At 46.4% G+C, this 26,425-nt stretch carries 26 protein-coding genes and 1 tRNA gene; 15 read left to right on the forward strand and 12 right to left on the reverse strand.

The window, feature by feature from the left end; all coding sequences use genetic code 11:
- Window positions 1-235 precede the first annotated feature (235 nt).
- The 5 genes from K4039_RS03535 to ndhC all read right to left on the reverse strand — a co-directional run bounded on the left by K4039_RS03535 (window position 236) and on the right by ndhC (window position 2,425).
- Window positions 236-463, reverse strand: coding sequence for a type II toxin-antitoxin system HicB family antitoxin (locus K4039_RS03535; protein WP_265233754.1), 228 nt, complete (start codon window positions 461-463; stop codon window positions 236-238).
- Window positions 460-684 (reverse strand): type II toxin-antitoxin system HicA family toxin, encoded by a 225-nt coding sequence (locus K4039_RS03540; protein WP_265233755.1) that lies wholly within the window; start codon window positions 682-684, stop codon window positions 460-462. Before K4039_RS03540 ends, K4039_RS03535 begins: the two co-directional genes overlap by 4 nt.
- A gap of 166 nt (window positions 685-850) precedes the next feature.
- Window positions 851-1,354, reverse strand: coding sequence for an NAD(P)H-quinone oxidoreductase subunit J (locus K4039_RS03545; protein ID WP_265233756.1), 504 nt, complete (start codon window positions 1,352-1,354; stop codon window positions 851-853).
- Window positions 1,347-2,072 carry a photosynthetic/respiratory NAD(P)H-quinone oxidoreductase subunit K gene (ndhK, locus tag K4039_RS03550; protein ID WP_265233759.1) on the reverse strand — a complete coding sequence of 242 codons (726 nt, stop codon included), beginning with the start codon at window positions 2,070-2,072 and terminating at the stop codon, window positions 1,347-1,349. The genes K4039_RS03545 and ndhK overlap by 8 nt, the downstream gene beginning before the upstream one ends.
- On the reverse strand, window positions 2,063-2,425 hold the full coding sequence (gene ndhC / locus K4039_RS03555; RefSeq protein WP_006635500.1) for a photosynthetic/respiratory NAD(P)H-quinone oxidoreductase subunit C: 363 nt from the start codon (window positions 2,423-2,425) through the stop codon (window positions 2,063-2,065). Before ndhC ends, ndhK begins: the two co-directional genes overlap by 10 nt.
- A 268-nt stretch (window positions 2,426-2,693) precedes the next feature.
- On the opposite strand from ndhC, the gene K4039_RS03560 reads away from it, so the two are divergent.
- From K4039_RS03560 to K4039_RS03595, 8 genes are all read left to right on the forward strand, one after another.
- Window positions 2,694-4,061, forward strand: coding sequence for a hypothetical protein (locus K4039_RS03560; protein WP_265233761.1), 1,368 nt, complete (start codon window positions 2,694-2,696; stop codon window positions 4,059-4,061).
- A 270-nt stretch (window positions 4,062-4,331) separates the two neighbouring features.
- Window positions 4,332-4,667, forward strand: a complete 336-nt coding sequence (locus K4039_RS03565; RefSeq protein WP_265233762.1) for a rubredoxin — start codon at window positions 4,332-4,334, stop codon at window positions 4,665-4,667.
- Window positions 4,654-5,667, forward strand: coding sequence for a photosynthesis system II assembly factor Ycf48 (locus tag K4039_RS03570; RefSeq protein ID WP_265233763.1), 1,014 nt, complete (start codon window positions 4,654-4,656; stop codon window positions 5,665-5,667). The genes K4039_RS03565 and K4039_RS03570 overlap by 14 nt, the downstream gene beginning before the upstream one ends.
- A 56-nt stretch (window positions 5,668-5,723) precedes the next feature.
- On the forward strand, window positions 5,724-5,972 hold the full coding sequence (gene psbE, locus K4039_RS03575) for a cytochrome b559 subunit alpha (RefSeq protein WP_265233764.1): 249 nt from the start codon (window positions 5,724-5,726) through the stop codon (window positions 5,970-5,972).
- Between the two features lie 20 nt (window positions 5,973-5,992).
- A complete protein-coding gene (gene psbF / locus K4039_RS03580; RefSeq protein ID WP_006635504.1) occupies window positions 5,993-6,130 on the forward strand; it encodes a cytochrome b559 subunit beta in 138 nt (45 codons plus the stop codon).
- Between the two features lie 9 nt (window positions 6,131-6,139).
- The gene (locus K4039_RS03585) at window positions 6,140-6,262 is read left to right on the forward strand and encodes a photosystem II reaction center protein L (protein ID WP_172190234.1); all 123 of its coding nucleotides are present in this window, start codon (window positions 6,140-6,142) and stop codon (window positions 6,260-6,262) included.
- 69 nt (window positions 6,263-6,331) lie between these two features.
- Window positions 6,332-6,454 carry a photosystem II reaction center protein J gene (locus K4039_RS03590; RefSeq protein WP_006635506.1) on the forward strand — a complete coding sequence of 41 codons (123 nt, stop codon included), beginning with the start codon at window positions 6,332-6,334 and terminating at the stop codon, window positions 6,452-6,454.
- A gap of 568 nt (window positions 6,455-7,022) precedes the next feature.
- Window positions 7,023-9,275 (forward strand): transglycosylase domain-containing protein, encoded by a 2,253-nt coding sequence (locus tag K4039_RS03595; RefSeq protein WP_265233765.1) that lies wholly within the window; start codon window positions 7,023-7,025, stop codon window positions 9,273-9,275.
- 192 nt (window positions 9,276-9,467) lie between these two features.
- Here K4039_RS03595 and cobA read toward each other — a convergent pair whose 3' ends face one another.
- From cobA to K4039_RS03615, 4 genes are all read right to left on the reverse strand, one after another.
- The gene (gene cobA, locus K4039_RS03600) at window positions 9,468-10,313 is read right to left on the reverse strand and encodes a uroporphyrinogen-III C-methyltransferase (RefSeq protein WP_265233766.1); all 846 of its coding nucleotides are present in this window, start codon (window positions 10,311-10,313) and stop codon (window positions 9,468-9,470) included.
- Window positions 10,310-11,050, reverse strand: coding sequence for a sirohydrochlorin chelatase (locus K4039_RS03605; RefSeq protein WP_375339780.1), 741 nt, complete (start codon window positions 11,048-11,050; stop codon window positions 10,310-10,312). The genes cobA and K4039_RS03605 overlap by 4 nt, the downstream gene beginning before the upstream one ends.
- 133 nt (window positions 11,051-11,183) lie before the next feature.
- Window positions 11,184-11,867: a manganese catalase family protein gene (locus tag K4039_RS03610; protein WP_265233888.1), complete on the reverse strand. Its 684-nt coding sequence runs from the start codon at window positions 11,865-11,867 to the stop codon at window positions 11,184-11,186.
- Window positions 11,868-12,064: 197 nt separating this feature from the next.
- A complete protein-coding gene (locus K4039_RS03615) occupies window positions 12,065-13,609 on the reverse strand; it encodes a serine/threonine-protein kinase (protein ID WP_265233767.1) in 1,545 nt (514 codons plus the stop codon).
- A gap of 347 nt (window positions 13,610-13,956) precedes the next feature.
- Here K4039_RS03615 and K4039_RS03620 point away from each other — a divergent pair.
- The 5 genes from K4039_RS03620 to K4039_RS03640 all read left to right on the forward strand — a co-directional run bounded on the left by K4039_RS03620 (window position 13,957) and on the right by K4039_RS03640 (window position 20,492).
- A tRNA-His gene (locus tag K4039_RS03620) sits at window positions 13,957-14,029 on the forward strand.
- Window positions 14,030-14,370: 341 nt separating this feature from the next.
- Window positions 14,371-18,675, forward strand: a complete 4,305-nt coding sequence (locus K4039_RS03625) for an AAA domain-containing protein (protein ID WP_265233768.1) — start codon at window positions 14,371-14,373, stop codon at window positions 18,673-18,675.
- Window positions 18,653-19,594, forward strand: coding sequence for a hypothetical protein (locus tag K4039_RS03630; RefSeq protein WP_265233769.1), 942 nt, complete (start codon window positions 18,653-18,655; stop codon window positions 19,592-19,594). The genes K4039_RS03625 and K4039_RS03630 overlap by 23 nt, the downstream gene beginning before the upstream one ends.
- A gap of 158 nt (window positions 19,595-19,752) precedes the next feature.
- Window positions 19,753-20,169 carry a XisH family protein gene (locus tag K4039_RS03635; RefSeq protein WP_265233770.1) on the forward strand — a complete coding sequence of 139 codons (417 nt, stop codon included), beginning with the start codon at window positions 19,753-19,755 and terminating at the stop codon, window positions 20,167-20,169.
- Window positions 20,157-20,492: a XisI protein gene (locus tag K4039_RS03640; RefSeq protein ID WP_265233771.1), complete on the forward strand. Its 336-nt coding sequence runs from the start codon at window positions 20,157-20,159 to the stop codon at window positions 20,490-20,492. The genes K4039_RS03635 and K4039_RS03640 overlap by 13 nt, the downstream gene beginning before the upstream one ends.
- A gap of 107 nt (window positions 20,493-20,599) precedes the next feature.
- Here K4039_RS03640 and K4039_RS03645 read toward each other — a convergent pair whose 3' ends face one another.
- Together K4039_RS03645 and K4039_RS03650 are read right to left on the reverse strand one after the other, a co-directional pair.
- Window positions 20,600-21,871, reverse strand: a complete 1,272-nt coding sequence (locus tag K4039_RS03645; protein WP_265233772.1) for a DUF3747 domain-containing protein — start codon at window positions 21,869-21,871, stop codon at window positions 20,600-20,602.
- Window positions 21,872-22,186: 315 nt separating this feature from the next.
- The gene (locus K4039_RS03650) at window positions 22,187-23,179 is read right to left on the reverse strand and encodes a ribose-phosphate pyrophosphokinase (protein ID WP_265233773.1); all 993 of its coding nucleotides are present in this window, start codon (window positions 23,177-23,179) and stop codon (window positions 22,187-22,189) included.
- A 309-nt stretch (window positions 23,180-23,488) separates the two neighbouring features.
- On the opposite strand from K4039_RS03650, the gene K4039_RS03655 reads away from it, so the two are divergent.
- A complete protein-coding gene (locus tag K4039_RS03655; RefSeq protein WP_265233775.1) occupies window positions 23,489-23,947 on the forward strand; it encodes a GatB/YqeY domain-containing protein in 459 nt (152 codons plus the stop codon).
- Here the strand turns inward: K4039_RS03655 and K4039_RS03660 are convergent.
- Complete coding sequence (locus tag K4039_RS03660) at window positions 23,937-24,128, reverse strand: hypothetical protein (protein WP_265233776.1); 192 nt, start codon at window positions 24,126-24,128, stop codon at window positions 23,937-23,939. The two genes, K4039_RS03655 and K4039_RS03660, sit on opposite strands and share 11 nt — an antisense overlap.
- Before the next feature lie 606 nt (window positions 24,129-24,734).
- Between K4039_RS03660 and K4039_RS03665 the strand changes: the two genes are divergently transcribed.
- A complete protein-coding gene (locus tag K4039_RS03665; RefSeq protein ID WP_265233777.1) occupies window positions 24,735-26,417 on the forward strand; it encodes a serine/threonine-protein kinase in 1,683 nt (560 codons plus the stop codon).
- The last annotated feature ends 8 nt before the right edge of the window (window positions 26,418-26,425 follow it).

A 26,425-nucleotide genomic window follows, 5' to 3' on the forward strand; every position in this document is an offset into this window, starting at 1 on the left:
GCTTTGCAGTAAGGTTTCTACTAATTTGTCACCAGATGTTTTTTGCGTCATGTTTTGTATTTTACCATGCTGTGGCTAGATTGTGAACCTTCTTTTTTGCTGTTACCCCGATTTATTGAGCGGATACAATTTAATTGTATTCTTTGTCACTCTTATTGCCTCCAGACATTACATAGGATAGCAGGTTGTTAATCTCGGAATCTCCGAATCATGCTCAATGACTTCAAATCTACATTCAAGCAAACAGCAAGTTTTCTGTTAAAGTTTTAGGTGCTGGGAGAGATTTACCATCTACCTGATATTCTTCAACTAAAAGCTCTAATACCTCCACTGCATTCTGCAAAGCTTCTTCGTAGGTATCTCCGTGAGTGTGGAACTGCTGAGATGGAAAATCAGGTAAGTGAACTAGGTAGCAATTATCTTCATCCGACCATTGAATAACAATTATATAAGGTAATTTCATGATTCAGACTCCTCTTCTTCAATTGCTTTCAATATTCCAATTTTTCGATTAACTTCTCTCTCTAAATACAGTTTCGCATCATCGCCATCTTTTCCAGCAATGGTAATTGGTTCATTAGGTAGTAAAGGATGAACCCATCTTGTATGACTGCCTTTTGCCGAACGATAAGTAAACCCAGCTTTTAGCAACAGGCTTTTGAGTTCTCTAATCTTTTTGGGCATAAGCAGACATTAAAAATATGACAAGGTGATGGGTACACTTTCATCATATCCCAAAAAATTTTGATCGACATTTCAAAAAAAAACGCACAAAAAAAATGTACCCACTCCTCAAAGAAGTGGGTGCAAAATAACCAACTGTATTTTGAGCTAAAAACTCAAAATTTTCTTAATAAGCGTCTTGCAATTCGTAAAAATCAGGGGAAATGTAATCTTTCCGCAGCGGCCAGCCTACCCAATCTTCGTTCATCAAAATCCGTTTCAGATTCGGATGTCCTTCGTAGACAATGCCGTACATATCGTAGGATTCCCGCTCTTGGAAATCTGCCGCTTTCCAAATCCAGTACACTGATGGTACTCTCGGATCTTCGCGGGGGATGAATACTTTGACGCGGACTTCTTCGGGATGGGAAGCATTATCTGTCAGCTTAGCCAAGTGGTAGACGCTGACTAAATCTTCTCCAGGGCCTTGGTCGTAGGCGCACTGGTACTGCATATAATTGAAACCGTAGGCATACAGTGCTGTTGACATCGGAATTAGGAATTCTCGATCGACCTTTAATATCTCCACACCCAAATTATCGGCCGCCAAAGCTTCGTGCTCAAAGCCATTCTGAGTCAACCACTGAGAAACCTTCCCAGCTTCAACAATCGAAGTTTCTGTCTCAGCCACGTTGTACCTCCTGTTTTTGTCCTGCAAGCAGGGCGGGCGGTACGGGCATTCCCATTGCTTCCGTCAATTCCTTCGGTGGGGCTATCCGGCCGGGAATTGACAAATATTTGCCGTCCAAAATGTCATCTACTACTTTCATTTTGTGGGGTCTGGTGTAGTAGCGGTGAGTCGGTAGCAAGTTTGCGCGTTCTTGCATCGAGTCGTTGGCAATTTTTTTCCGCAGTTTGATAATTGCGTCAATAATCGCTTCTGGACGGGGAGGACAACCGGGGATGTACACGTCTACGGGAATCAGTTTGTCAACGCCTCTGACTGCTGTGGGCGAGTCTACGCTGAACATTCCGCCGGTGATGGTGCAAGCGCCCATCGCGATCACGTATTTGGGTTCAGGCATTTGTTCGTACAGCCGCACCAAGATGGGGGCGTACTTCATGGTAATTGTACCGGCGGTGATTAACAAGTCGGCTTGCCGGGGGCTCGATCGCGGTACTAGACCAAATCTGTCGAAGTCGAAGCGCGATCCAATTAAAGCTGCAAATTCGATGAAGCAGCAAGCCGTGCCGTAAAGCAGTGGCCACAGACTCGAAAGTCTCGCCCAGTTATAGATGTCATCAACCGTAGTTAGGATGACGTTCTCGGATAATTCGGATGTGACTTGCGGACGCTCTGCCGGATTGACAATTAGCGATTTTTGTGATGTGTCAGAACTTAAGACCATTCTAAGGCTCCTTTGCGCCATGCATATACAAGAGCAATAACGAGGATCGTGATGAAAAACAAGGCTTCGATGAAAGCCAAGAGTCCTAGCTGGTTGAAAGCTACCGCCCAAGGATAGAGGAAGACGGTCTCTACGTCGAAGATGACGAAGACCAGGGCGAACATATAATATCGGATGTTGAACTGAATCCAGGCTCCGCCGATCGGCTCGACGCCAGATTCGTAGGTAGTACGTCGGTCGTAGGGACGACTTTTGGGCCGTAGTACCTTAGACGCCGTGAGGGCGAGGATAGGCACTAGGCTCGAAATTAACAGGAAGCCTAAGAAATACTCGTAGCCGCTAAGTGCAAACACGGTGAATGATTACTGCCTCTGTGAAAGGGTTTGTAACTCGATCTTTACATTATATAGATTTTGCGTAGCTAGAATTACGAATTGGTTGAGATTAATCGTCCATCTTCTGCAATATTTTTTAATCTTGATAGCATAACCCGGCTGGTCACGCTATAACCTTTGTTCACGCTATGCGTATGTTGTAATATTCCACAAAACCAGTAAGCTGTGATAGTAGGTTGCTAGGAGGTGAAAAGCTTACTACACCGTACCTTGACAAATAAATACTATGTACGCAAAAAACAGCAACAGCACCGCTGACACCGTGAAAGTACAGGCTGATAGAGAATCTCTCAGACTACAGTTCAGCACTCGGTACAACCCCATTTTTGGTGGGAAGCGCAAGTATCAACCGTTAGGGATGAAGGATACACCTGAGAATCGTCAACGGGCAGAAGCGATCGCCTTTCGGATCGAAAACGATTTGCTACACCCCGACTGGGATCAGTTGTTTGACCCTACGTTTGCCAAGTACGGACTAAAAGCACAGTACGCAGCTTTACAGTTAGCAGCGCCTATCCCAGAGGCGGAAGCCGAGTTGACGGTGGGTGCAATGTGGGAGGACTACTTAGAGTGGAAGCGCCCGCAATTGCAAGCAACTACCTTTCTAAAGCAACACGCAGGAATTTTTACCAACACAATTAAAGGTTTGGTTTGGGATTCAATCGAAAGAAAGCTTTTAGATACGGGTAAAGGGATAGCTGACAAGGTTCTATTGGATGTAAATGCCGATATGGTGACATCGCTCAACATCACTGATAATTACTCAAAACGAACGCTAGCCGCCTTATCAGAAGCCTTTACCAGACTACAGTATCAAGGCAAAACTCAGCTAACAAAAAACCCGTTTATTCTCGAAAACAAAGTTGAAAATACAACGGATATCTACCAACCAATTATCAATGCGGACGGTACAGAGCGAGAATGGTGGGATATACCCGACAATGAATCAGACGCCGAAGAGCGCGATCGACGTGCCTTTACAAAAGAGGAACGTGACACGATCATTGATGCTTTTTACAAGCATAAAAACGCATCACCACGTCAAATGGCTCCCTTAGTCGAATTCCGTTTTCTAACAGGTTGTCGTAGTGGTGAGGCGTTTGCTTTGCGTTGGCGTGATTGCTTCCGAGGTGAAGAGAAAAACAATATCGTTTTTAGTCGCAGTTATGACGGGCAATCTAAGGTAACAAAGAAGACGAAAACAGGTGATATACGCATCTTTAAAATGTACCCTAAACTAAGGGAACTTTTGTTAAGAATCAAGCCCGAAAACGCACAGCCTAACGATTTAGTATTTACTAAGTTAAATGGCAAGGGCTGGGATACTGGTAATGCTTACACCCTATGGACAGAAAGTGTAAACACCAGAGGGGATATTAGGTATAAATACCCCGGCATTGTATCTCAGTTAGTTAGTGATGGCTTAATCAGCGGGTATCTGCCTTTTTATAGCTGCCGTCATACGTTCATAAGCCTACAGGCACACGCAGGTACTGACTTATTCTTGCTGGCTACAGCGTGCGGCAATAGTGTAGAGGTTATCCAGAAACACTATTTAGGGGTTAACCCTGATGTAAGTTTTGCAGGCATCTAACCCTACCCAGTACAACCTACTTACTACCCGCCCTAGCCCGGCGGGGTTTTTTGTGCCTATTTTCTGATTTACTCACTACCCACCCTACCCTATTCCCTCTATTTTCACTCTCTCGTTACATTCTCATTTATTGTTTTTATTGACAAATAAGAACACTATATTTAGCTATATTTACCTATACGCTTTCTGCAACCCTATATGGTTTAGTCCTAAGAACTGCTACACTCTTTAATGTATATTTTAAGATTAGCTGACCTACTCTTTTGAGCTATGAGCGATCGAGCCACTGAGACTAAGACCCTCGATCGGCACGAGTGCCGCGCCTGCGGCTACGTCTACAATCCGAAAAAGGGCGATCCTAAAAATGACATTGCCCCTGGCACGGCTTTTGAAGATTTGCCCCTAACTTGGGTTTGTCCCGTTTGTGCGGGGCGCAAGTCAGTGTTTCAAAATCTCGGCCTGCTGGAAGGGGTGTCGGGGTTTAAGGCAAATCAGCGTTACGGTGTCGGTGTCAACGGCATGACCGAAGGTCAGAAAAGTTTGCTGATTTTTGGCGGCTTGGTCGTTGGTTTCTTGTTTTTACTTAGTATGTATGGTTTGCAGTAAAACGATTGTGAGATTTTGGCAACGAATTGTAATGTTATTGGCGGCTGCACTCATCTGTACGAGTTGCAGCACGATCGGTTCTGTGAGTTACAACCCTTGGCAGGTGATTTCCTTGCCTACGTCCGCTAATTTGCAGGATATTGCCTTTACGGGCAACGATCAGCACGGCTGGGTTGTTGGTTCGGAGGCGACTCTGTTTGAAACGATCGACGGCGGGACTAACTGGAAGCCGATCGCACTGGATATAGACGAGCCGAGATCGCGTTTCTCGTCGGTGAGTTTTTCCGGTTCCGAAGGCTGGATAGTCGGGCAGCCTTCGGTTTTGCTCCACACTACCGATGAGGGCAAGTCTTGGACGCGGATTGCTTTGAGTGCTCAGTTACCGGGTTCTCCCAGTACGATCGCAGCTATTGGCCCAAATACGGCTGACATGACGACGGATGTAGGCGCCATTTACCGCACTTCTGACGGCGGCAAAAATTGGAAAGCGATTGTCCAGGATTCCTTTGGGGTAGTTCGCAATATCAACCGTTCAGAAGACGGGCAGTATGTTGCGGTATCCTCAAAGGGCAATTTCTACTCCGTGTGGAAACCAGGACAAAATGCTTGGGAACCTCACAACCGTAACAGTTCTCGTCGCCTACAAAATATGGGCTTTACGAAGGACGGGCGTTTGTGGATGCTCGCCCGCGGCGGTCAAATTCAGTTTAGCGATCCCGAAAGTGCTGAAGGTTGGGGAAAACCGTTTTTTCCCGATCGCAAGGCGAGTTGGGGTTTGCTAGATATGGCTTACCGGACTGATAATGAAGTTTGGGTAGCCGGCGGCGGCGGCAATTTGCTGTGCAGTTTGGACGGCGGGAAAACTTGGCAAAAAGACCGCGAAGTTGAGGATGTTCCCGCTAATTTTTACAAAATTGTCTTCATGGGCCCCGATCGCGGATTTGTGATTGGCGCGAGCGGCACTCTACTTAAATATCAAGGTGCAGCGCAAGCTGCTTGATAGTAGAATAGTAATAGAGATTGTCTGTTGATTTGTTGTTGAAAGGAGGAATCTAAATGTCTGGTACAACTGGAGAACGTCCGTTTGGGGACATTATTACAAGCATCCGTTATTGGGTAATTCACAGCCTCACCATTCCAGCTTTGTTTATTGCTGGATGGCTGTTTGTGCAAACGGGTTTGGCTTACGATGCTTTCGGAACTCCTCGCCCTAACCAGTATTTCACAGAGCAGCGGGAAGAAGTGCCGATTATCTCGGATCGCTTTGAAGCTAAGAAACAAGTAGATCAGTTCATTGGCAAGTAATTTTACAAGGATTTGGAAAAATGACGAGCAGAACGCCAAACAATGAGCCAATTTCGTATCCGATTTTTACGGTACGCTGGTTGGCAGTTCATACTTTAGGTGTCCCAACAATTTTCTTTTTGGGCGCGATCGCAGCAATGCAATTTATTCAACGATAGGAGTTTACAATGCCTGAGCGCGTTCCTAATCCCAACGAGCAGCCCGTAGAGTTAAATCGGACTTCCCTTTATTTGGGTCTGTTGCTGATTTTTACTCTGGGTATTTTGTTCTCCAGTTATTTCTTTAATTAACTGGTTTTTGAGTTTTATCTCTGTGGTTCAATCCAATTTGTTTAGCTGTGAATTAGTGAGGTAATCGCTATGTTTAGTGAAAGTGGCAGAATTCCTTTGTGGCTGGTAGCTACCGTCGCAGGCCTCGGTGTTCTGAGCATTGTCAGCCTTTTCTTCTACGGTGCTTATGCCGGTTTGGGTTCTTCGATGTAAGGAGAATCTCGCGTATTTTACGCCTAAAACCCCCCTTGAAAAAGGGGGGTTTTAATTATAAAAGAAGGAAGAAGGAAGAAGGAAGAAGTCAGTAGTCAGTAGTCAGTAGTCAGTAGTCATTAGTCAGTAGTCATTAGTCATCACGAAGAAGGAAGAAGTCAGTAGTCAGTAGTCAATAGTCATTAGTCATTAGTCATCAGGAAGAAGGAAGATTTTGGCAATTTTATGATAATTTATATACAAGAAACCGGGTTTCTTTCGAGATATTTAGCCACCCAACCGAGATTTTATGAGAAACCCGGTTTCTGAGCCACTGGTGCAATTTTAGAGAAACCGGGTTTCTTTCAAGATATAGCGGTTCTCAAAAAAGTGAGGAGAGCCTCATGCCCTATGCCCTATGCCATATCCCCTATGCCCTATGCCGTTCGCGTACCTGATCTTTCTGAGAAAGGCTATATCTCCATAAAAACTCGATTTTTTCTTGATCGGGCCTGCTTTTGGAATTGGCCAAAAGTTGCGAGTAGAATGGTGCAAGAGCCGATCGCTCGATCGTAGTCCACAGCGAAATATGACCCCACCGCAGCCACCCCGCAAACCTCAAACCGTCTTGGGTGCGATCACCCAAGCAGTCCAGACTATTGCCAAGGTTAATTTTAACCAGCTAGCCCTCAAACCGAATGCCAAAGTACCCGAACTGTGGGTACAAGATGCCGGCGCTGCAAAGGCCGAGGTTTATCCGCTATTGGGCGATCGATATTTGTTAGGTCGATCGTCCAAAGCTTCTGATATTGTAGTTCGCAATCCCGTTGTCAGTCACGTGCACCTATCCCTGGCGCGAGATACTCGACGGCGAACACCGTTTGTGATCAAAGATGAAGACTCTACCAACGGCATTTACAGAGGTAAAAGACGAGTTAAAAGTATGTCCCTGCGTCACGGAGACGTGTTCACCTTAGGCCCACCGGAACTTGCCGCCGCCGTCAGAGTTCAGTACATAGATCCGCCACCTTGGTATTTTGAATTTTTGCGTTACAGCTTTTACGGTGTCAGCGGAATTACCACTTTGATCGCTATTTTGGTCGGCTTTGAATCGAGCAAGTTTCAAGTACGACCTCTGCCGAGAAGTATCAACGGGCCCGTGATAGTTTACGCCCGCGACGGACAAACTCCCCTGCGCCCTCCGCAGAATAACGCTCACGTAGAATTAAAGGGATTGCAGGATTTTTCGCCTTATTTATCCAAGGCGGTACTTGCTTCGGAAGACAGCCGCTACAATTGGCATTTGGGTGTAGATCCGATCGGGGTTTTGCGCGCGCTGTTGACCAACGTGCGCGGCGGAGGAATTCGCGAAGGCGGCAGCACAGTGACGCAGCAGTTAGCGAGGAGTTTGTTTCGAGATTATGTGGGAACTCAAGATTCCGCCGGACGCAAATTGCGGGAAGCCGTAGTTGCTTTGAAACTGGAGAGTTATTACAGCAAAGACGAGCTATTGCTGACTTATTTGAATCGCGTGTTTTTGGGAATTGACCTGTACGGTTTTGAGGATGCGTCTCTGTTTTATTTTGGCAAGTCGGCGAAGGATTTGAGTTTGTCGGAAGCAGCGACTTTGGCGGGCATTTTGCCAGCGCCAAACAGTTTTAATCCGATTCAAAATTATCAGTTGGCGGTGCAATATCGCGATCGGGTAATCGAACGAATGCGCGCAATGGGGACTGTTACTCAGGAAGAAGCCGATCGCGCGAGGCGATCGCGAATCGACATCAATCCCAAAGCCCGCCAATACCTGCAAAGTACGATCGCGCCTTATTTCTACAGTTATGTATTTGACGAATTAGAATTTTTGCTGGGGGCGCAATTAGCCAGAGAAGGCAATTTTATTGTAGAAACAGGCTTAAATCCCGGTCTGCAAAAAGTGGCTGAATCTTCCCTGAGAAATGCTGTAGAAAATGCCGGAGCGAGTGCAGGTTTTTCTCAAGGAGCTGTGGTAACTCTTAATACTAAAACTGGAGAAGTTTTAGCTTTAGTTGGCGGCGTAGATTATTTGCAAAGTCAATTTAATCGAGCCACCCAAGCATTGAGACAGCCCGGTTCTACATTTAAGATTTTCACCTATACAGCCGCCTTAGAAAGCGGAATATCACCAAATAAGACCTATTCTTGCGAGCCGCTTTCCTGGGGCGGACAAAGTTACAGCGGCTGTGCCAGAACTAGCGGTAGCGCTGATATGTATCGGGGTTTAGCACAGTCAGAAAATCCCATTGCTTTGAGAGTCGCACAAGATGTCGGCTTAGACAATGTAGTGGCGATGGCTAAACGTTTGGGGATTACATCTCCACTGCGTTCTACCCCTGGTTTGGTGTTAGGTGAAAGTGAAGTTAACGTATTACAATTAACGGGTGCATTCGGGGTTTTGGCGAACCGGGGTTTGGGCAATCGCCCCCATGTGATCAAGCGAATTATTGACAGCAGCGATTGCAAAGATCGAAATGATTTTAAAAGTTGTCGGGTGATTTATGACTATCAAAAAGATGGCGTTGCTAATCGGCAGTTAGTTTCTGAAGCCGTAGCGGATACGATGACTGATATGCTGCAAGGTGTTGTCCGGGGAGGTACGGGTAGTAGTGCTGCTTTGGGGTTGGGAGAAGCTGGAAAAACAGGCACGACTAATGATAATAAGGATTTGTGGTTTGTCGGTTATATTCCCAGTCAGGAACTGGTGACGGGAGTTTGGTTGGGAAATGATGATAATTCTCCGACTGCCGGAGGTAGTGCAAATGCTGCTCAGTTGTGGGGCGAATATATGCGGCAGGTGGCGCGTTAACAGTTGACAGTTGACAGTTGACAGCGAAGTTTTTAGGCTGGGGATTTAAGAAGAGACGACGGTTGAAACCGCGTCTACCCAGACAAAACCCGCCTCCGCGGGTTGAAGACAAAGACGGTTAAAATTACGTTATCTTCTTCAGTCCGCGGAGGCGGACATCGTTTGTGTAGATGTGGTTTCAACCGTACGTCTTCAGTCTGCGGAGGCGGACATGGTTTGTGTAGACGCGGTTTCAACCGCCGCCTGATATGGCCGACAGCCTGACAATATTGAGTGTAAATTGACGACATTTCCGATTACCGCGATCGCAGGTGCGGAAAATCCAGCCACCTCAACTTGCTCTACAATTGTACTCAAAGTGCCGATCAATTCTTCTTGTTCCGGCCGCGTTCCCCAGCGCACTAATGCTATGGGCGTTTCTGCACTCAATTCGGCTGTTGTTAACTGGCCGATGATATAAGGCAAATTGTGGATTCCCATGTATACTACAATGGTTTCGGAGCCACGGGCGATCGCCTGCCAATTTACCTCTGGCCGATATTTTCCCGCTGATTCGTGGCCGGTGACAAAGGTAACTGACGAACTGTACGATCGATGTGTGAGAGGAATTCCCGCATAAGCAGCGGCCGCAATCCCAGAAGTTACACCCGGAACGACTTCCACCGCAACTCTAGCTTTTACCAACTCTTCCATTTCTTCGCCACCGCGCCCGAAAATAAATGGATCACCGCCTTTGAGACGAACTACGATCGCATTATTTTGAGCTTTTTCGATCATTAACTGAGTTGTTTCGTCCTGCATTAACGAGTGACGGCCTTTGCGTTTGCCGGCATCAATTCGTTCTGCTTGCGGATTGATTACTGCCAAAATTTGAGGGCTGACTAAAGCATCGTAAATCACGACATCCGCACACTCTAACAGAGCTTTTCCCTTTAACGTCATCAAACCCGGGTCTCCGGGCCCTGCACCTACCAAATACACTTTACCTAAAGACATTTTGCTTGCTTCCTTGACCTCTTCTGTGTCTTTGCGATTCATTTTTGAATTAAATCCCGAATTAAGTCTGCTAATTCTACACTTGCGCCTAGAGGATTTGCGAGATGAAGCTCCGCCGCAGGGAATTGCTGCTTTAGCTGTGCGACATTTTTGGCGATCGCATCTGTAATTCCTCCATTAAATAAGAAGTATGGCACAATTCCTATTTGCTGCTGTCCACCACGAACTAAACTGTCAATTCGCTCTTCCAAACTCGGCTTTACCGACCAATAAGCTGTCTGTGCACCGAGTTCGCTGGCGATTTCCTCGACTGTCGAGTTACCTCCGGGGCGGCGGCTGCCGTGAGATAATACAATCCATTTTGGGGATAGCAAATTGGGGAGAAAAGCTACGTCTTGCATCTGAGTTTTCAGCAAGTTTGTTAAGCCCGCTTCCTGGGAACCTAAATGCGGGCGCACTTCTATTTTTAACCGGGAACCAAAAATTTTTTGGGCAATTTCCACCTCTGCGGGTATGTCTTCGGCGACGTGAACTCCCGGTAATAAAAATACGGGCAGGATTTGCAATTCTGTCAGTCCCAGCGACAGGGTATGTTCGCCAAAACTGCAAATTTGTTCGTGGAGTGGCGCGGGGCCGAGTTCTAGGGTGGCGGTGGCGACTGCGGGGAACGAGTCAGGCAATTTTTGAGACAGCAGTTGACTTAGGTTTTCCAAACCGATTTGGGGTCTGGGGTCGCGGCTGCCGTGGGAAACTAATAAATAGGTCGATCGCAATTTCAATAGGGATTTGATGTTAAGGGTCGATGATGTTGAATAATTCTAACATCTGGGAGCCTAAATTCCTAAAAAAACATAACAACGATATCCCCTACTTCTATAAGAAGTAGGGGATATAAGTTGCCGAATATTTTGATTAACCTTTGGGTTCAGGATCGGCGACGTACTTGAAAGTAGGTTCAGAATTCAAAGCATTGGGTTTGTCCTTCCCATCACTAGACAAGTTAAAGAACAAATCTACTGTTGAATCTGGCGCGATATTTCCGAACAGCGGATCGGTAAGTTTGCCCATTGATTGCAGAGCATTCATGAACATTTGAGTGTGGGAAATTTCCCGAGTTAGCAAGAAGTGCAGTGTCTTTTTGGTTCCGGCATCCGGCGCTAGTTTAATCAATTCTTCGTAGGTTTGGCGAGCTCCTGCTTCCGCAGCGATATCAGCGCGCAAATCGCGCACCACATCCCCGCCTTCGTTGATATAAGCTGCTGTCCAAGCTTGACCTTGGCTGTCCAACAAGTGCGGGCCTACACCACGTATCGCAAACAAAGTGCTTTTGTAAGCATCTGTTTGATCAACGTTTTTGGTGTGCATTTCGATGAGTTGGCCCACCATTTCTAAGTGGCTGAATTCTTCGATCGCAATATCTTGGAGCATATCCTTAATCTCTGCATTTTCACAGTGAAAAGACTGCACCCAGTATTGCAGAGCTGCTGTCAGTTCTCCGGTGGCTCCGCCAAACTGTTCTAGCAGCAATTGAGCAAAACGGGGGTTGGCTTCGTCTACAGTCACCGCAGCCATTAATTGTTTTTTGTGAAAAAACATCGATCGATACCTCTCTTTAGTTCGGTTGTTACAGTCGCCAGATTGCCGACTTGTATCTGTGTTTACCTTCAGCATCCATTGTGCGACAAGCGAGAACCTCGAACCTCGCTCGCTGGATACATCTAGCGGGAGCCATTTCTCTGCTTTCAGGTAGATTTAAAATATAAAATTTTACTTAGTTATTTGGTACACAAGGATTACGATTTAGCAGGCTCATTATTGTTGCACTCGGTTAATTTTGCTGACAGGGCATCGAGGTGTCGCACCCACTGAATGCCGCCCACCCAACTGCGAGACGGGAGGTGTCCGATTGGTGCTTTTTGAGTAAATTTAATTTGTCCTGAAGCGATAGTAGAGTTGTAAGTTGGCCAGTTTACCCGATCGCAAAATCGGATATAATCTCCCTTAACGCTTTCGTAGATTTGCTTTTGGACACTGAAACCAAACCGACCTTGACTATAATGTAGCCACAGGCGATCGACTGTTTGCAAATCTGGGCACGGTAACTTGTAAATTTGGCTGATTTCTAACGGAGTTCCCGGTTCTAGCGAGAGAGATTGACACATGACTGTCCAAGTTTCGCGATCGGCTTCTTTCCACTTTTTGCTTGACAAACAATCCCGTAGTTTGGTATAATCAACTGCCCGTGCAGAAGTCATAGTCGGAACGAAATTAGAAGTAACAGATAAATAAAAACTTTCTGGCGAATTAGCCGCAGTTTTGGTCGGTGAAATCGGAAAATTAGGAGTTGGTGGCGCGGTGAGATTATCTGAGTTAGGGCTATCAATGATCGTAGGGGCGATCCTCTGCGAGGGCTTTGCTAACGGCTGTTTCGGCAAAAGTAAATCTTGAGGGCGAACATCTAAAACTGCATTGATATCTTGCAAAACTTCCGACGCAAAACTGTAGCGTTGACAAAGATGAGTTTGCAGCAATTTATTTAAAATTTCACCTAACTCGTTGCTAATACTCGTGCCTTTCGGGAGAAAGTCGCGCCACCACCAGCGTTCAGTGTTGCAGTCATACATATCCAACGGCGGAACTTGCGTCATTAGGCGAACGCAAGTAACACCTAAACTGTAAAGATCACTAGCAGGAAATACTTTACCACGCATTTGTTCAGGAGCTATATAATCTTGACTGCCGATGAGCGTTGCTGGACGGAGTAGGGCTGAATCAGTCAGCAGTTTAGCAATGCCGAAATCAATTAATACAAGTTTATTGTTAGATTGGCGGCGGATAATATTTTCTGGTTTAATGTCGCGGTGAACGACGTGGCTATTGTGGATAAATTGCAGCACGGGTAATAGGTCTTGCAGCAGTTGCCAAATTTTATTTTCATCGTATACACTCTCCTCTAATTCTTGTTTGAGAGTCGGCCCGTCTATAAATTCTTGAACTAAATAAATCTGGCGTTCTTGTTCAAAGCAGGCTAATAATTTGGGAATTTGTGGGTGTTTGAGGTCGTCTAAACGGATGGCTTCTTGGTGGAATAATTCAAGGGCTTTGTTGAATATTTTTGGATCGCGATCGTGAAAATAAAATTGCTTTACTGCACAGCGGGGGTGCGATGGGATGTCTTCATCAATTGCTAGGAAAGTTTTGCCAAATCCACCTCTACCTATGAGTTGAATCGGGCGATATCGCTGTCTTAGCAATAGGTTAAAGCCGCAGTTTAAGCAATGTTCTGCGGTGTTGGGGTTTTCGGGTTTTTGACATTCTGGATTTAGGCAGTAACTCATATTGATTTTGGATTTTTTTTAAACGAACCGCGAAGGCGCAAAGGGCGCCAAGGAAGAAAGAAGGGAAGGATGAGGGAATTGATGTAGTCTGGGCTATGAGGCTATTTTAGTGTGCTGGGCTGAATCGGGACGCTGGGAAACCTGCTGATCCCAAGCTGCGTGATTACTCAGGAAGCGGGATTATTGCAGCTTTCCCAAAGGGAAAATTGTGCTAAACTCTTGCTGTGCCTGGAATGGGAGGCGCAATTGATCTGTCGGGTTCAGGGACGCTGAAAAATATTTTGAAATATTTTTGCTTTACCCCTAGACTTGTGCTGAGATATGATGCTATAGTTATAAACGTTATGGCGAGTGTAGCCAAGTGGTTAAGGCAGTGGTTTGTGGTACCACCATTCGTGGGTTCAATTCCCATCATTCGCCCTTTTGATTTTATTGTGCAGATTCAGACGCGCCTTGTGTGCGGTGATGCAGATCGGACGTACGGTTGAAACCGCGTCTACACAAACAATGTCCGCCTCCGCGGACTGAAGAAGGTAACGTGATTTTTATCGCCCGGTCTTCGTCTTTAACCCGCGGAGGCGGGTTTCGTCTGTGTAGACGCGGTTTCTAACCGCCGGATCTTCTTAACCGTTCTTCTTAACCGGTGCGGTGCACACACTACAAATTCAATTGGTGCGCGGTGCACACCCTACAAACTACGAACCTATGTGCTAATCTTAAATCCAATCTAAAATCTAACATCTAAAATCTAAAATCAAAATATGCCATCTTTAGTAGCAGAAGATTGGGGATATAAATTTAGTGGCGATCGCACGATTAATAAGTTTATTGGCCAAGTTGAAGGGGACGCGGCTTTAGCGAAATATTGCGATTGGGAATGCAGGGATCGTGCGGAACTTCTGATGTCGGAGATAGCCGGCAAATCCCACAGTCTTTTTTATGTGCGCCGCCAAAAGGTGAATGAGAGATTTTCTGAGGAAGAAATCTGGGAATTGATTCTTGCTACGGATGGAGATTATTTTGAATTGCCGGAATTGTTGCAAAAAGCCGATCGCACTTTGCGATTACTAGCAACTGTACGCATAGAAGACGGAATCGGTGGCTTAAAACTGCTGGATGCTGGTTTGGTGGCGGTTCCCAGAGGGAGAAAAGATGGCTATGTTTTGCCGGTACAGTTGCGACTTTTGCCGAAAAGTCGATCGCCAATTCCCGCAAAGTCGATCGCCCGCGTCCAACAAATGCCATTCTGGGACGATAGACATATACCGAGTACCGAACAATTAAAAGTTTGGCACACTTTCTTAAATGTCGAAAAACGCATCGCCGAGGCGCGTCAATTTTGTGTACCTTTCCGCGCGCACAACTACGGTTCCGGCTTCAAAATCGTTACTTTTGAAATCGATCGCAATTCTGCAACTCTTGACGGCTACGATGAGAATCCCTTACAAATCGGCGACTTTCGCGAAAGGCTAAAAAAAGCCAGAAATGAAGACATTATTTTATTTGATTCGCCACCGGGAAGCAGAAGTGGCCGCGATGGCGAGACTTTGGGTAGCATTGCGGAAATTGAGTTTGATCATGGTAAATTACGGATTAAGTTAGATGTTGATTTGGGCGATCGCCTGGCGGGCGGCAGATATCAACTACCAAAACAAGGATTCTTGTATTTCGAGGCGGCGGGCGATATCAGTCAGATCGATCGCAAGAAAAAAGCTTTAAAAATGCTCACGGATGGCCGCGCTCAAAATCCCTATTTAAGCGAGTTTTTATTCGACTCTTCCCAGGCGAGAATTCCCGATAAATTGGTTAAGTTGGATCGGGAAGACTTATTAAATCGCAATGCTAATGATGATCAACTCGCCGCCGTAGAAATGGTGCTTTCGGCGCGGGATTTAATTCTAATTCAAGGGCCGCCGGGAACCGGAAAAACGACGGTGATTGCGGAAATTTGCTATCAAATTGCCCGTAAAGGTGGGAAAACTCTCATTGCTTCGCAAGCTAATTTAGCGGTTGATAATGCTTTGAGTCGGTTGGTTCATAATCCGGCGATTCGGGCTTTGCGGAAGGGAAAAGCTCATAAGGTGCAGGAAGAAGGGCAGCCGTTTTTAGAAGAAAATGCGATCGGCACTTGGCTACAAAATACGGCGACTGATTGCGAACAAAAACTGTCGCAGCGTCAGATTAATGTCACATCTTTGCGGCAGTTGCTGGCAGATTTCGACAGATTTAATCCCTATTCTGCCGCCGAGAGAGCTTTTTTCAAGGGATTAAAACACCTACATGATAGTCAGGCAGATATTGAGGAAAGGTTGAGCGTGCAATCAGCAGCTTATCAACTAAGTTTAACTGCCAAAAGCGAGATTGCATCTTTAGTTGATGGGCTGGCCAATCTTCTATCTGCGCCGGATGTTAACTGGGAATCTTCAGAAATTGCCGAGTTTATGCCGAAACTAAAACCTTATTCTGAAGGCAATGTTTTAGTCGAAAACTTTATGGCAAATGTGCGGATTTGCGTCAATCATGCTATTCAAATAGGATTCGATCGCCCGATGTGCGGCGCGTTTGGAATTGCGGTTTGGTTGCGCGAAACTGTAGCACCGCAATTATCCGAATTTAAGACGGCGTGCGATCGCGCTGAGGATGTTTGTCACGCGATGTCAGGGGTTGCGGAGTCGTTGCGGGTGTCGCGCCAGTTGTCGGATGCGGTGAATCAGCTACAGTTGGGCGACAAGCAAAATCAGACACATCGCCACAATCTCGAACAAAAAATCCAGAATTTGGAACTCCGAAAAACCGAAATTGCGGCGGTTGTCGTCGCCGTTGCGGGATGGATTGAGACGGCGGATACGGGATTGTATGAAGTCGTGAAAGCTTGCTGGGAAACGGGCGCGATGCTGACGGATGATATGGTAGAATTGCCCGCAGGATTGCTGAAAATTGCTCGACAGCTCAAAATGCCGATCGTCCCGCCGAAGTGTAAAGTCAGTTTGCCCGATTTGGAGCGGTTGCGGCAGGCGCTATCCCACGAAGCCACCGCAGGTTTTAAGGACATTCAAGGGCAGCAGTTCCGATTTAGCGAGTTTTTACACCTAAATTTGAGTCAAACGCCGATCGTGCTCACTGCGGGCGATCGCACGCAATGGCAACAACTAGCCAAAGACTTCGCCAGCTATACCCAAGTCAGTCCCAGTCAACGCAAATTTATCATCGAAAAAGCTAGCACTTTCTTAGCTAACATCCAACAATTTTATAGTGAATCATTGCAGCCAAATCAAATCCAGGCAACCTTCGATCGCCTAGTCAAAGAATTGCTGCACAGCATTCTCGGAAACGCCCGTCAGTGCATAGTTCCCCTAAAAACCGAAACCGAACAACAACTGATCAAACAGCAACAGTTATTAGATAAAATCGGTCAAACCGTCAGTCAGCAGCAAATATCCGCCGCCCAAGTTCAGGTAGAAACAGCGCAGCAAGAAGCTAACTTAAAAATTAGCGAAGTTACGAATTTATTGCAAGCAATTGTAGAACTACCAAACGTACCGGAAAAATTGCGGATCTTAGCCTCTCAATATCTCGCGCAAAAGTCAAATATTTGGGAACAGCCGCAGCATTTTGTTAAGCAAATTGATGTTTGGAAAACCAGTCTGATTCAGCTTGAAAAATCCATTGCTGACTTAGATCCGTTCGCAATTTTGGAAGTCATCAAAACTACTCTTGACGAGCAATTATCACCGCTGGAAATTGCATCCACAGCTTTGCATGAGCAACTCGCGCAACTTCAAGCAGAATTGAGCGATATTACCGCTCAACTCCAACAACAGCAGCCAACAGCAGAGTTAATTGTAGAGAGAAATTGGTGGAAATCAGCATGGCAAACTATCCCGGATCAATATCAGCCGGAAGTCCCCAGTACCGGATTATTCAGCGTAGATTTTTTAAGCAAAATCAAGCGTTTATTCAAACATTGGCAGCGGGAATTAGAACAAGAAGAAATAGCCCTCAAGCGTTCTCAAAACTTTGTCACAGATTGGATTGAAAAACTCCGCAATCCATCGGAAAAAGACCGCAATGATTTAAAGCAAATTTATATTGACAACGCCAACGTGATCGGCATTACCTGCGTGCAAGCTGCGAGTTTCGATTTTAGCAAAAACTTTCCCAGCTTTGATGCAGTGATTATTGACGAAGTTAGTAAATGCACTCCACCAGAGTTATTAATTCCCGCTTTGAAGGGCAGAAAATTAGTATTGGTGGGCGATCACAGGCAATTGCCGCCGATGTTTAATCAAAGTACGATCGACGATATCGCCGAAGACATTGGTTGTACGGGAGATGAACTTAGTTTTATCAAAGAATCGCTGTTCAAAATATTGTTTGAAAGTGCTGGCGACGGTATCAAAAAAATGCTGACAACTCAATACCGAATGCACCCGCAAATTATGGGCGCAATCAATCAGTTTTACCAGCAAAAGCTCAATTGTGGGATTCTGGAAGCAGACACGAGACGCGCGCACCATCTCGCAGGTGACATCATTAAAGAACACAATCATATCCTATGGGTAAAAACGCCGGTGGGACAAGGGTTTGAAGAGGGAAAACAGGGCACTTCGCGGTTGAATGTGAAGGAGATTGATGCGATCGAGCTTTTATGCGAACAGATGGAAACCGCTTGGCGGCCTAAAATGGTAGAGGGTGAACCGCCGAAGGAAATCGGGATTATCACTTTTTACGGTGCTCAATTGAACGCAATTAAAGATAGAATCGCCGCCGAAAGATTCCCTTCTTTGAGTATCCGCACTGGTACGGTTGACATATTTCAAGGCATGGAAAGACCTGTGATTATTGTCAGCACAGTGTGCAATAATATTAGGGGCGATATTGGATTTGCTAAGGAACCGGAACGGGTGAATGTGGCTTTTTCCCGTGCTCAAGAATTGCTGATAGTTGTCGGCTGTCACGATTTATTTACCCAACAAACAGGTACTGTCGGAAAAATGTATCAGGAAGTTTCAAAAATGGTGCGTCACTGCGGAGGTTTTGTAGATGTTGCTAGCGTCATCGGCTAAACAAATTGACGCGAATTTAAGTTCGCTAGCCCAACAAATTGAGCAGGAAAACTCTGGTTTGTCAGTGTTGGCGGCGCGTCAATTCCGCTTTGCAATTCGCCAAACTCCGCTGGAAGTGGCGATTAGTGAACCGCGCGAGTTTAATGTGTTGGAAGAGTTTATTTTGCGGGCTGGTGTTGAGTTTGATCCTGCGCCGACTTTGCAGGAGTTGGCGGATTTGCTGGGGTTGGATCAGGTTTTTGTGAAAACTACGGCGACGAATTTGGTTAATTTGGAGATTTTGGAGGTGGCGGATAATGGTAAAATTGCGTTAGCGAAGCCCGCCCCTACGGGAGGCTCATCAACGAAGATGATCGCACCTTTAGGCAAAGATTTTTTCGATCAAGGTGCGGTTAGTCGATCGCACATTCAATCAATTTACGCGATTTCCGATCCGTTAAATCAAACTCTTACCTTCAAATTCGATGCTTTAGCCGCAGAATCGGTCAACTTACCAGATTTAGCAGATTTCGTATCGCTCGAACATAAAATTACCGACCTTGCCAATTTAAGTCTAGCAGAAATCCAGCCGCTGATCCAAGCTTCCGGCCTAGGGATTCACGTCCCAGAAAACGGCAAAATCGTGTCTCAGTGCGATGTCGTGGGCGATGATTTGGATATTTGGCAAATTGTATCAGTTTTTGTGTTGCTGGATGCGATCGAAAATCAAACTACCATCCAAGCCAGACAGGGAAAGCAAATATTAGAAACAGCATCAAATCGGCTGAATGAGCTCGAATCTCAGCAGAAATTGTTGAATGAATTGTGCAAATCAATCGCAGACATCGCACAGCCAGAATCAGAGACAATCCCGGTTCCGAAAACTCGCAAAAAGTCATCAACGAAGAAACGCAAGGAAATGGAGTCGGGAAACAAGTAATATTCGGACTAAAGTCCTCACTACGAAACTGTTTGTAGTGCGGACTGAAGTCCACATTGGCTAAAAAATATTGAGAAACTTAGTCTTTTACTGATTGACAATATACTGTGATTTTGCTATAATTTGTAGTTGTATGCGATCGTGCTGAGATTAAATTTGTGTCCGCCAAAGATACCTTCCACGAATCCGTAAAGAGATCTCTTGAAAAAGAACAGTGGGTGATTACTGCAGATCCACTAAGGTTTAAGTTTGGTAATATTAAATTTCAGGTCGATTTGGGAGCAGAAAGGTTAGTCGCAGCGGAGCGAGGAGGGGAGAAAATTGCAGTCGAAATCAAAAGCTTCCTCAATCCCTCTGTGATTACAGACTTTTATGCTGCATTGGGACAATTTCTAAGTTATCGGCTAGGTCTGGCATCTGTTGAACCTAATCGGAAATTATACTTAGCAGTACCAATTGACGTGTATAAAACATTTTTTCAGTCTGAATTTACTCAAGCTGCGGTACAACAGTATCAGGTATTTCTAATCGTATACGATTCAAAAAATGAGGTAATTGTGCAATGGACAAACTAGCTCAATATCGTCAATACGTTCAGACATTAATCACCCGTTATGCCGAAGATGATGTTTCTGATGATGAAGTCGAAGTGCAACTTATCTGCGACACAGAACGAGATCATTATCAGTGGATGAATGTCGGCTGGGAACACTTAACCCGGATTTATCAAACCATCATTCACATTGATATAAAAGATGGAAAAATCTGGCTTCAACAAAATTTGACAGAGGAAAATCCAGCGGAGGAATTAGTTGAAATGGGAGTGCCAAGAGAGGATATCGTTTTGGGATTGCAACCGCCATACAAACGACCATATACTGATTACGGTGTAGCCTAAACAGTTGACAGTTGACAGTTGACAGATCTCCACTTAATATAGGGCGCGTCTCTTGGGAAAATCCCAATTATTTTGCATTCGCTTCTGTGACGCACCCTACAATAATCCTACTGAGCTTTAACGCATTTCAGCATCCGCAAAGTAGCCGCCGCCGCGTAATTCCGCTTTGCCGAATCATCGGGAGCAAAACGAGTTCCAACTTCATTGAGAGACGAAGCCACACCACAATAAGCAGACATTTGAGTAATAATAGCAGCAGCCCAATGATTCTGAGTATCCGCAAAAGTTTTTGGAGGCTGCTTACCAATTAAATTAGGCTGCAATCCCCGCGCCGACAAACCAAATTCTGAGGCTCTTCGTAGCACAGCCATCAATTCAGCGCGAGTCACCGGCTGCGTAGGTTTAAAAGTTCCATCTTTATAGCCGCTAACTATCTTATTATCCCGTGCAAATAGAATTTTTGCCGCGCTCCAGCGCGTGCTATCAACATCGCTGTAGGGACGGGTGGAAACATTGCTAGAAAATGTGATGTTAGCACCTTGTATTCCTTTCAATGATTCTAATACTAAAGATACCAATTGCTCTCTGGTAACAGCAAGTTGTGGCCGAAAGGTATTATCTTGAGCAAATCCAGCTACAAATCCTAGCGCCACAGCTTCTTTAATTTCGGAAGCGTAGATATCGCTAGCAATATCTCCGAATGTATTCCCGCCAGTATTCCCGCCAGTATTTCCTCCGGTATTTCCTCCGGTATTTCCTCCGGTATTTCCTCCGGTATTTCCTCCGGTATTTCCTCCGGTATTTCCTCCGGTATTTCCAGTTTCTCCCGGTGCGGGTTGACTGCTAGTAAAATAAAAGTGACCTAATATTTTGCCTTGGTAAGCTCTTTTACTGAAGCGCCAAGCGGGATCGAGGGTGATTTTCATGAAGCCGTTATTGTCGCCGTTTGTGCGGCCGATAATTATCGGTTGAGTGTCGTTAGGATCGATGGGAGTTCCCATTAGTAAAACGTTGCCGTCAACGACTTGCAAACTTAGGCTATATTTTAATGCTAAATCGGTGCCGGCCATGCGGATAGAAAAGCCGTTGCTGTCTGTGGCGCGGCCGCAAATGCCGGTGAAATCAAAAGTAGCTAATAACGGATTGACTACGACGGGATTAGAGCCGCTTTCGCTCCAGCACTTGCGTCTGTCTGTGACCTGTTCTACAATTAGTAATTGGTAGCCGGTCAGACCGCCCGGTTGGGCGATCGCAATTACTCGATCTTGGTTAATTTCGGTTTCGTCAAAAGTATATGCTTTCGCCGGAGCGATCGCGCCAAGTGTTAAAATTGCTGAACCGACAAGTGCGGCCGCTGTTCGTACCAGTGAATGTTTCATAGTTTTTCCCTATTTACCCCTTGTTTTGATGAGACCTATCTAGAATATGAAAAGGTCGCGCTGCTCAGACAACAAGATAGAATTTTACCATCTCTTGTTCCGGTGATGCTAAGTGCGATCGCGCAAATATCATAAAATTGAATACGGTGCAGTTAAGTCTGATCTCCCTGGCCTCCCCTTCTCAAGGGGGCGACAAGAGTATTTTCTTGCATCCCTATTTTCAAGGGGGATTTAGGGGAATATTCTTTAAAAAAATGGTGCGTTACACTTAGTTAACGCACCCTAAAATAAATATTGAAAAAATGCCTTTTATGCCTACCGGAACATACTGCTCACAGAACTATCTTCGTGAATCCGCCAAATAGTTTCCCCTAGCAAATTCGCTACCGAAAGCACAGTTAATTGCTCAAAACGGTGCTCTTCAGGTACAGGAATTGTATTCGTAACAATTACCTCTTCCAATAATCCGCTAGACAAACGCTCGATCGCCGGAGGTGAAAAAACCGCATGAGTAGCACAAGCATATACCTGTCTCGCACCCTCGCGGCGTAACAATCTTGCGCCTTCGGAAATCGTGCCCGCAGTATCGATCATATCGTCCACTAACACGGCTGTTTTGCCTCTGACATCCCCGATGACGTTCATCACTTCGGCGACGTTGTGAGCTTGACGGCGCTTGTCAATAATTGCCAAGGGAGCATCGCCAAGCTTTTTAGCAAACGCTCTCGCCCTAGCGACTCCGCCAACATCCGGCGAAACCACAACAATATCCGTCAATTTCTTGCTCGCCAGATAATCCAAAAGCACTGGCGAACCGTAAACGTGATCGAAGGGAATGTCAAAATAACCTTGAATCTGAGCCGAGTGCAAATCCATCCCTAAAATGCGATTGGCCCCAGCTTCAGTAATCAAATTCGCGACCAACTTCGCAGTAATTGACTCTCTGCCGGCTGTTTTGCGGTCTGCTCTAGCATAGCCGTAGTAGGGAATCACCGCAGTAACTTGTCTTGCCGAAGCGCGACGACAAGCGTCGATCATAATTAACAATTCCATGAGGCGATCGTTTACCGGACAGCAAGTAGGCTGAATTAAGTAAACATCGCAACCCCGAATCGATTCTTGAATTTGAACGTAGAGTTCCCCATCAGCAAACCGCTTGCGAACCATCGGCCCCAAATCGATCCCCAGATAGCGAGCCACCTCTTGGGCGAGGGGAACATTAGCAGAACCGGAGAACAGTCGCAGACGGTCGTGAGCAGAAACTGGCGACTGGGGAAGCGGAAGCGGTAAAGTAGCAGAACGGATCACAGCAGGCCTCTTGCAAGACGTTTATTTTACCGTCATCTTACCATCGGAAACTAAAAATGTTCAGCCAACATTAGGATAGATTTTATGTTTAGGGTAGCGTTCGATCGCTAAAAATTCTGCCGATAGTCTATTTGGGGCCCAGACTCGAAGTGCAGCCGCCCCAAATTAGGTCAAAACCCGAAGACATTTGGGATCAAGGTGATCAAAATGCCACCAACAGGCAATAAACTTGCCAAAAACTGCAAAAACAGTTAAGAATCGGAAGTATACTCCAGATTTTGGATATTAGGGAAAGCAAGGTAGAAATCGATGAGCTTAAGAGAACGGATTGACGCAGAAATCAAAGCAGCCATGAAGTCCAAGGACAAAGTTCGCTTGGAAACAGTTCGCGGCATCAAGAAAGTTATTCTCGAAAAAGAGGTCAGTCTGCGTCCTTCGGGGCAAGATACGCTGACAGAAGCTCAAGAATTGGAAATTTTGATGCAGATAGCGAAACAGCGCCGGGATTCGATCGATCAATACCGCAAAGGTGGCCGCGAAGATTTAGTTGCACAAGAAGTGGCGGAGTTGGCAATTCTGGAAGAGTATTTGCCGGCGCAGATGTCAGATGAAGAGGTGAGTCAAGTCGTTGACGAGGTGATTGCCTCGGTGGGCGCTACTTCTGCAAAAGATATGGGCAAGGTGATGGGTAAGGCAATGCAGCAGCTTAAGGGCAAGGCAGATGGTAACAGAATTCAAGACATGGTGAAAGCAAAGCTTAACAGTTGACAGTTGACAGTTGACAGTTGGCAGTTGGGAGTTGGGAGTTGGGAGTTGGGAGTTGGGAAGAATGTAGCAGCAAATCTCCTAATTTTTCGCTTTTGCGATCGCCCAAATAAACGAAATATCGGGGCAAACCCCCTGTGGTTGCCCATTCTTCTCGATCGCCCACAAAAACCCGATTTCTCAAAGTCGCTCAAAAAAATGTAAAATGCTAACTTTGGTCGGGACTGGGAACTACAAGCAGTGAAGTAGGATCTTGAGCATTAAAGATTTAGGGCGGTTGAAACCGCCGTCCGTCTAGCGATCGCCTATTTTTTAACTTAATTGGCGTAAGTCCCACGCTGTAATTGTACTCAATTCAGCGCTGGGATATAAGCCAAACAAAGTCAGTGAATTTCTCACAAAAAGATGGTATGATATAAGTGGTTGCGACCCACCCACTCGACTGCGAACAAGAGGCTACAGCAGCAGTAATATGCTTGGCCTCGGACAACTGCGAGAGAAAGGGGGAAAAGACAGACCGCTGGTTATTGCGATACGTCCCAATGTGAAATACAATCCAAGTTTGTCATACGAAATAGTTTTTTGCCTTGGGAAACAGGGCTTCTGCGTGGGTTCCCTACGAAGGGATAAAGGCTGTAAAGCCAGAGATGCTGTGTAAGACTTGGATCGTCTTTGGTGACGAATATTCAGCAATGGATATCCCCAACAGAGCAACGGCAAACGAGACACGAAGCCTACACGCTCACCGTAAGGTTAGTGTTAGGTATTTCACCAATTTCTACTTAAACTTATGCAGCCACCTATTGCTATTGGAACTCTCCTACAAAACCGCTACCGCTTGGTGAATATTTTAGGTCAAGGGGGATTTGGTCGGACTTATTTAGTAGAAGACGAGGGGCGGTTTAAAGAACGCTGCGCCCTAAAGGAATTGATTCCGATGCAAAGCGGGCCTTACGTTTTGGAAAAATCGAAGGAATTGTTTCAAAGAGAAGCGGCAATACTTTACCAAATTGCGCACCCGCAAATTCCCCAGTTTCGGGCAATATTTGAAGAGAATCAACGTTTGTTTTTAGTGCAGGATTACGTGGAAGGCATGACTTACCGCGAACTGTTACTCGATCCTGCTAGAGGCCGTACCTTTAGTGAAGCAGAAGTTTTGATATTTATCCGACAAATGCTGCCGGTACTGGCTCACATTCACGCCCGCGGCATCATCCACCGCGACATCTCGCCGGAAAATATCATCCGCCGGGAAAATGACCAGTTGCCGATACTGATTGACTTTGGAGTGGTGAAAGAACTCGCTACCAAGGTTCAGTCTCCCGAAGGAACAGCCCACGCGACAACAGTCGGTAAAATCGGCTACGCGCCGATGGAACAGTTGCAAAGCGGGCGCGCCACGGCCAGCAGTGACTTGTATGCTTTAGCTGTAACGGCGATCGTCCTGCTGACAGGCAAAGAACCGCAGGAATTGCTGGATCAAACAACGCTGCACTGGAATTGGCAGCAGCGAGTGCAGGTGAGCGCGGGTTTAGCTTTGGTACTGAATCGGATGTTAAATCGCTCTCCGGGCGATCGATATCAATCTGTCAGCGAAGTCGCCCAAGCACTCGACGGCCAAACGAATCCTTACTCTCAATCTAACGCGCCAACTGCACCACCAGCATCAGCAGTCGCGCCGTCAAATGCTTCGCTAATCGCAACGGTAGCCGTGGGTAGGCCGCCAGAATCCGAGCCGATGGTGCCCCTAAGTGCCGGCCCGCAAAACCAGCCAGATCCTCTAATTGAGCCTGCTGGTGGCTCTTTGTGGGACAATCCCGTGGCTGCGATCGGACTATTAACGGGCTTAGTCATCTTGACAGGCTTCGGTTCCTGGGCCTTGGTAGGCTCATTTCTCAACAAACCGACGCCCAAAGCAACTCCGACAGCGCCAGCATTCACAACTCCGACGCCGATACTAAATCCGATACCAAGCCCAGAACCATTGCCAACACCGACTCCGACACTCAAACCAACACCAACCCCAGAACCTTCGCCGGAACTAACTCCAGAACCTTCGCCGGAACTAACTCCAGAACCTTCGCCGGAAATAACTCCAGAACCTTTGCCGGAAATAACTCCAACGCTACCGCCAGAACCAACACCAGAACCAACTCCCGCGCCAACACCGGAACCAACTCCCGCGCCAACTCCCGCACCAACTCCCGCACCAACTCCCGCACCGAAACCGACGCCCAAACCAACTCCCGCGCCAACTCCGGCACCGAAACCGACGCCCGCACCAACTCCGGCACCGAAACCGACGCCCGCACCAACTCCCGCACCGTCACCGACTCCCGCACCGACTCCCGCACCAACTCCCGCGCCGTCACCGGAACCTGCGCCAACTCCCGCACCGTCACCAGAACCTGCGCCAACTCCCGCGCCGTCACCGGAACCTGCGCCAACTCCCGCACCCTCGCCTTCACCCTAGTTCTGGCA

The organism is Lyngbya sp. CCAP 1446/10 (assembly GCF_026130175.1).
Lineage (GTDB): Bacteria > Cyanobacteriota > Cyanobacteriia > Cyanobacteriales > Microcoleaceae > Microcoleus.

Coding starts and splice junctions, on each gene's coding strand:
- psbE (WP_265233764.1), top strand. CDS start 5,724: ATGTCTGGTACAACTGGAGAACGTCCGTTTGGGGACATTATTACAAGC.
- K4039_RS03610 (WP_265233888.1), bottom strand. CDS start 11,867: ATGTTTTTTCACAAAAAACAATTAATGGCTGCGGTGACTGTAGACGAA.
- K4039_RS03625 (WP_265233768.1), top strand. CDS start 14,371: ATGCCATCTTTAGTAGCAGAAGATTGGGGATATAAATTTAGTGGCGAT.
- K4039_RS03535 (WP_265233754.1), bottom strand. CDS start 463: ATGAAATTACCTTATATAATTGTTATTCAATGGTCGGATGAAGATAAT.
- K4039_RS03590 (WP_006635506.1), top strand. CDS start 6,332: ATGTTTAGTGAAAGTGGCAGAATTCCTTTGTGGCTGGTAGCTACCGTC.
- psbF (WP_006635504.1), top strand. CDS start 5,993: ATGACGAGCAGAACGCCAAACAATGAGCCAATTTCGTATCCGATTTTT.
- K4039_RS03565 (WP_265233762.1), top strand. CDS start 4,332: ATGAGCGATCGAGCCACTGAGACTAAGACCCTCGATCGGCACGAGTGC.
- K4039_RS03560 (WP_265233761.1), top strand. CDS start 2,694: ATGTACGCAAAAAACAGCAACAGCACCGCTGACACCGTGAAAGTACAG.
- K4039_RS03655 (WP_265233775.1), top strand. CDS start 23,489: ATGAGCTTAAGAGAACGGATTGACGCAGAAATCAAAGCAGCCATGAAG.
- K4039_RS03570 (WP_265233763.1), top strand. CDS start 4,654: ATGGTTTGCAGTAAAACGATTGTGAGATTTTGGCAACGAATTGTAATG.
- K4039_RS03585 (WP_172190234.1), top strand. CDS start 6,140: ATGCCTGAGCGCGTTCCTAATCCCAACGAGCAGCCCGTAGAGTTAAAT.
- K4039_RS03665 (WP_265233777.1), top strand. CDS start 24,735: ATGCAGCCACCTATTGCTATTGGAACTCTCCTACAAAACCGCTACCGC.
- K4039_RS03615 (WP_265233767.1), bottom strand. CDS start 13,609: ATGAGTTACTGCCTAAATCCAGAATGTCAAAAACCCGAAAACCCCAAC.
- cobA (WP_265233766.1), bottom strand. CDS start 10,313: ATGAATCGCAAAGACACAGAAGAGGTCAAGGAAGCAAGCAAAATGTCT.
- K4039_RS03540 (WP_265233755.1), bottom strand. CDS start 684: ATGCCCAAAAAGATTAGAGAACTCAAAAGCCTGTTGCTAAAAGCTGGG.
- K4039_RS03595 (WP_265233765.1), top strand. CDS start 7,023: ATGACCCCACCGCAGCCACCCCGCAAACCTCAAACCGTCTTGGGTGCG.
- K4039_RS03630 (WP_265233769.1), top strand. CDS start 18,653: ATGTTGCTAGCGTCATCGGCTAAACAAATTGACGCGAATTTAAGTTCG.
- ndhK (WP_265233759.1), bottom strand. CDS start 2,072: ATGGTCTTAAGTTCTGACACATCACAAAAATCGCTAATTGTCAATCCG.
- K4039_RS03645 (WP_265233772.1), bottom strand. CDS start 21,871: ATGAAACATTCACTGGTACGAACAGCGGCCGCACTTGTCGGTTCAGCA.
- K4039_RS03640 (WP_265233771.1), top strand. CDS start 20,157: ATGGACAAACTAGCTCAATATCGTCAATACGTTCAGACATTAATCACC.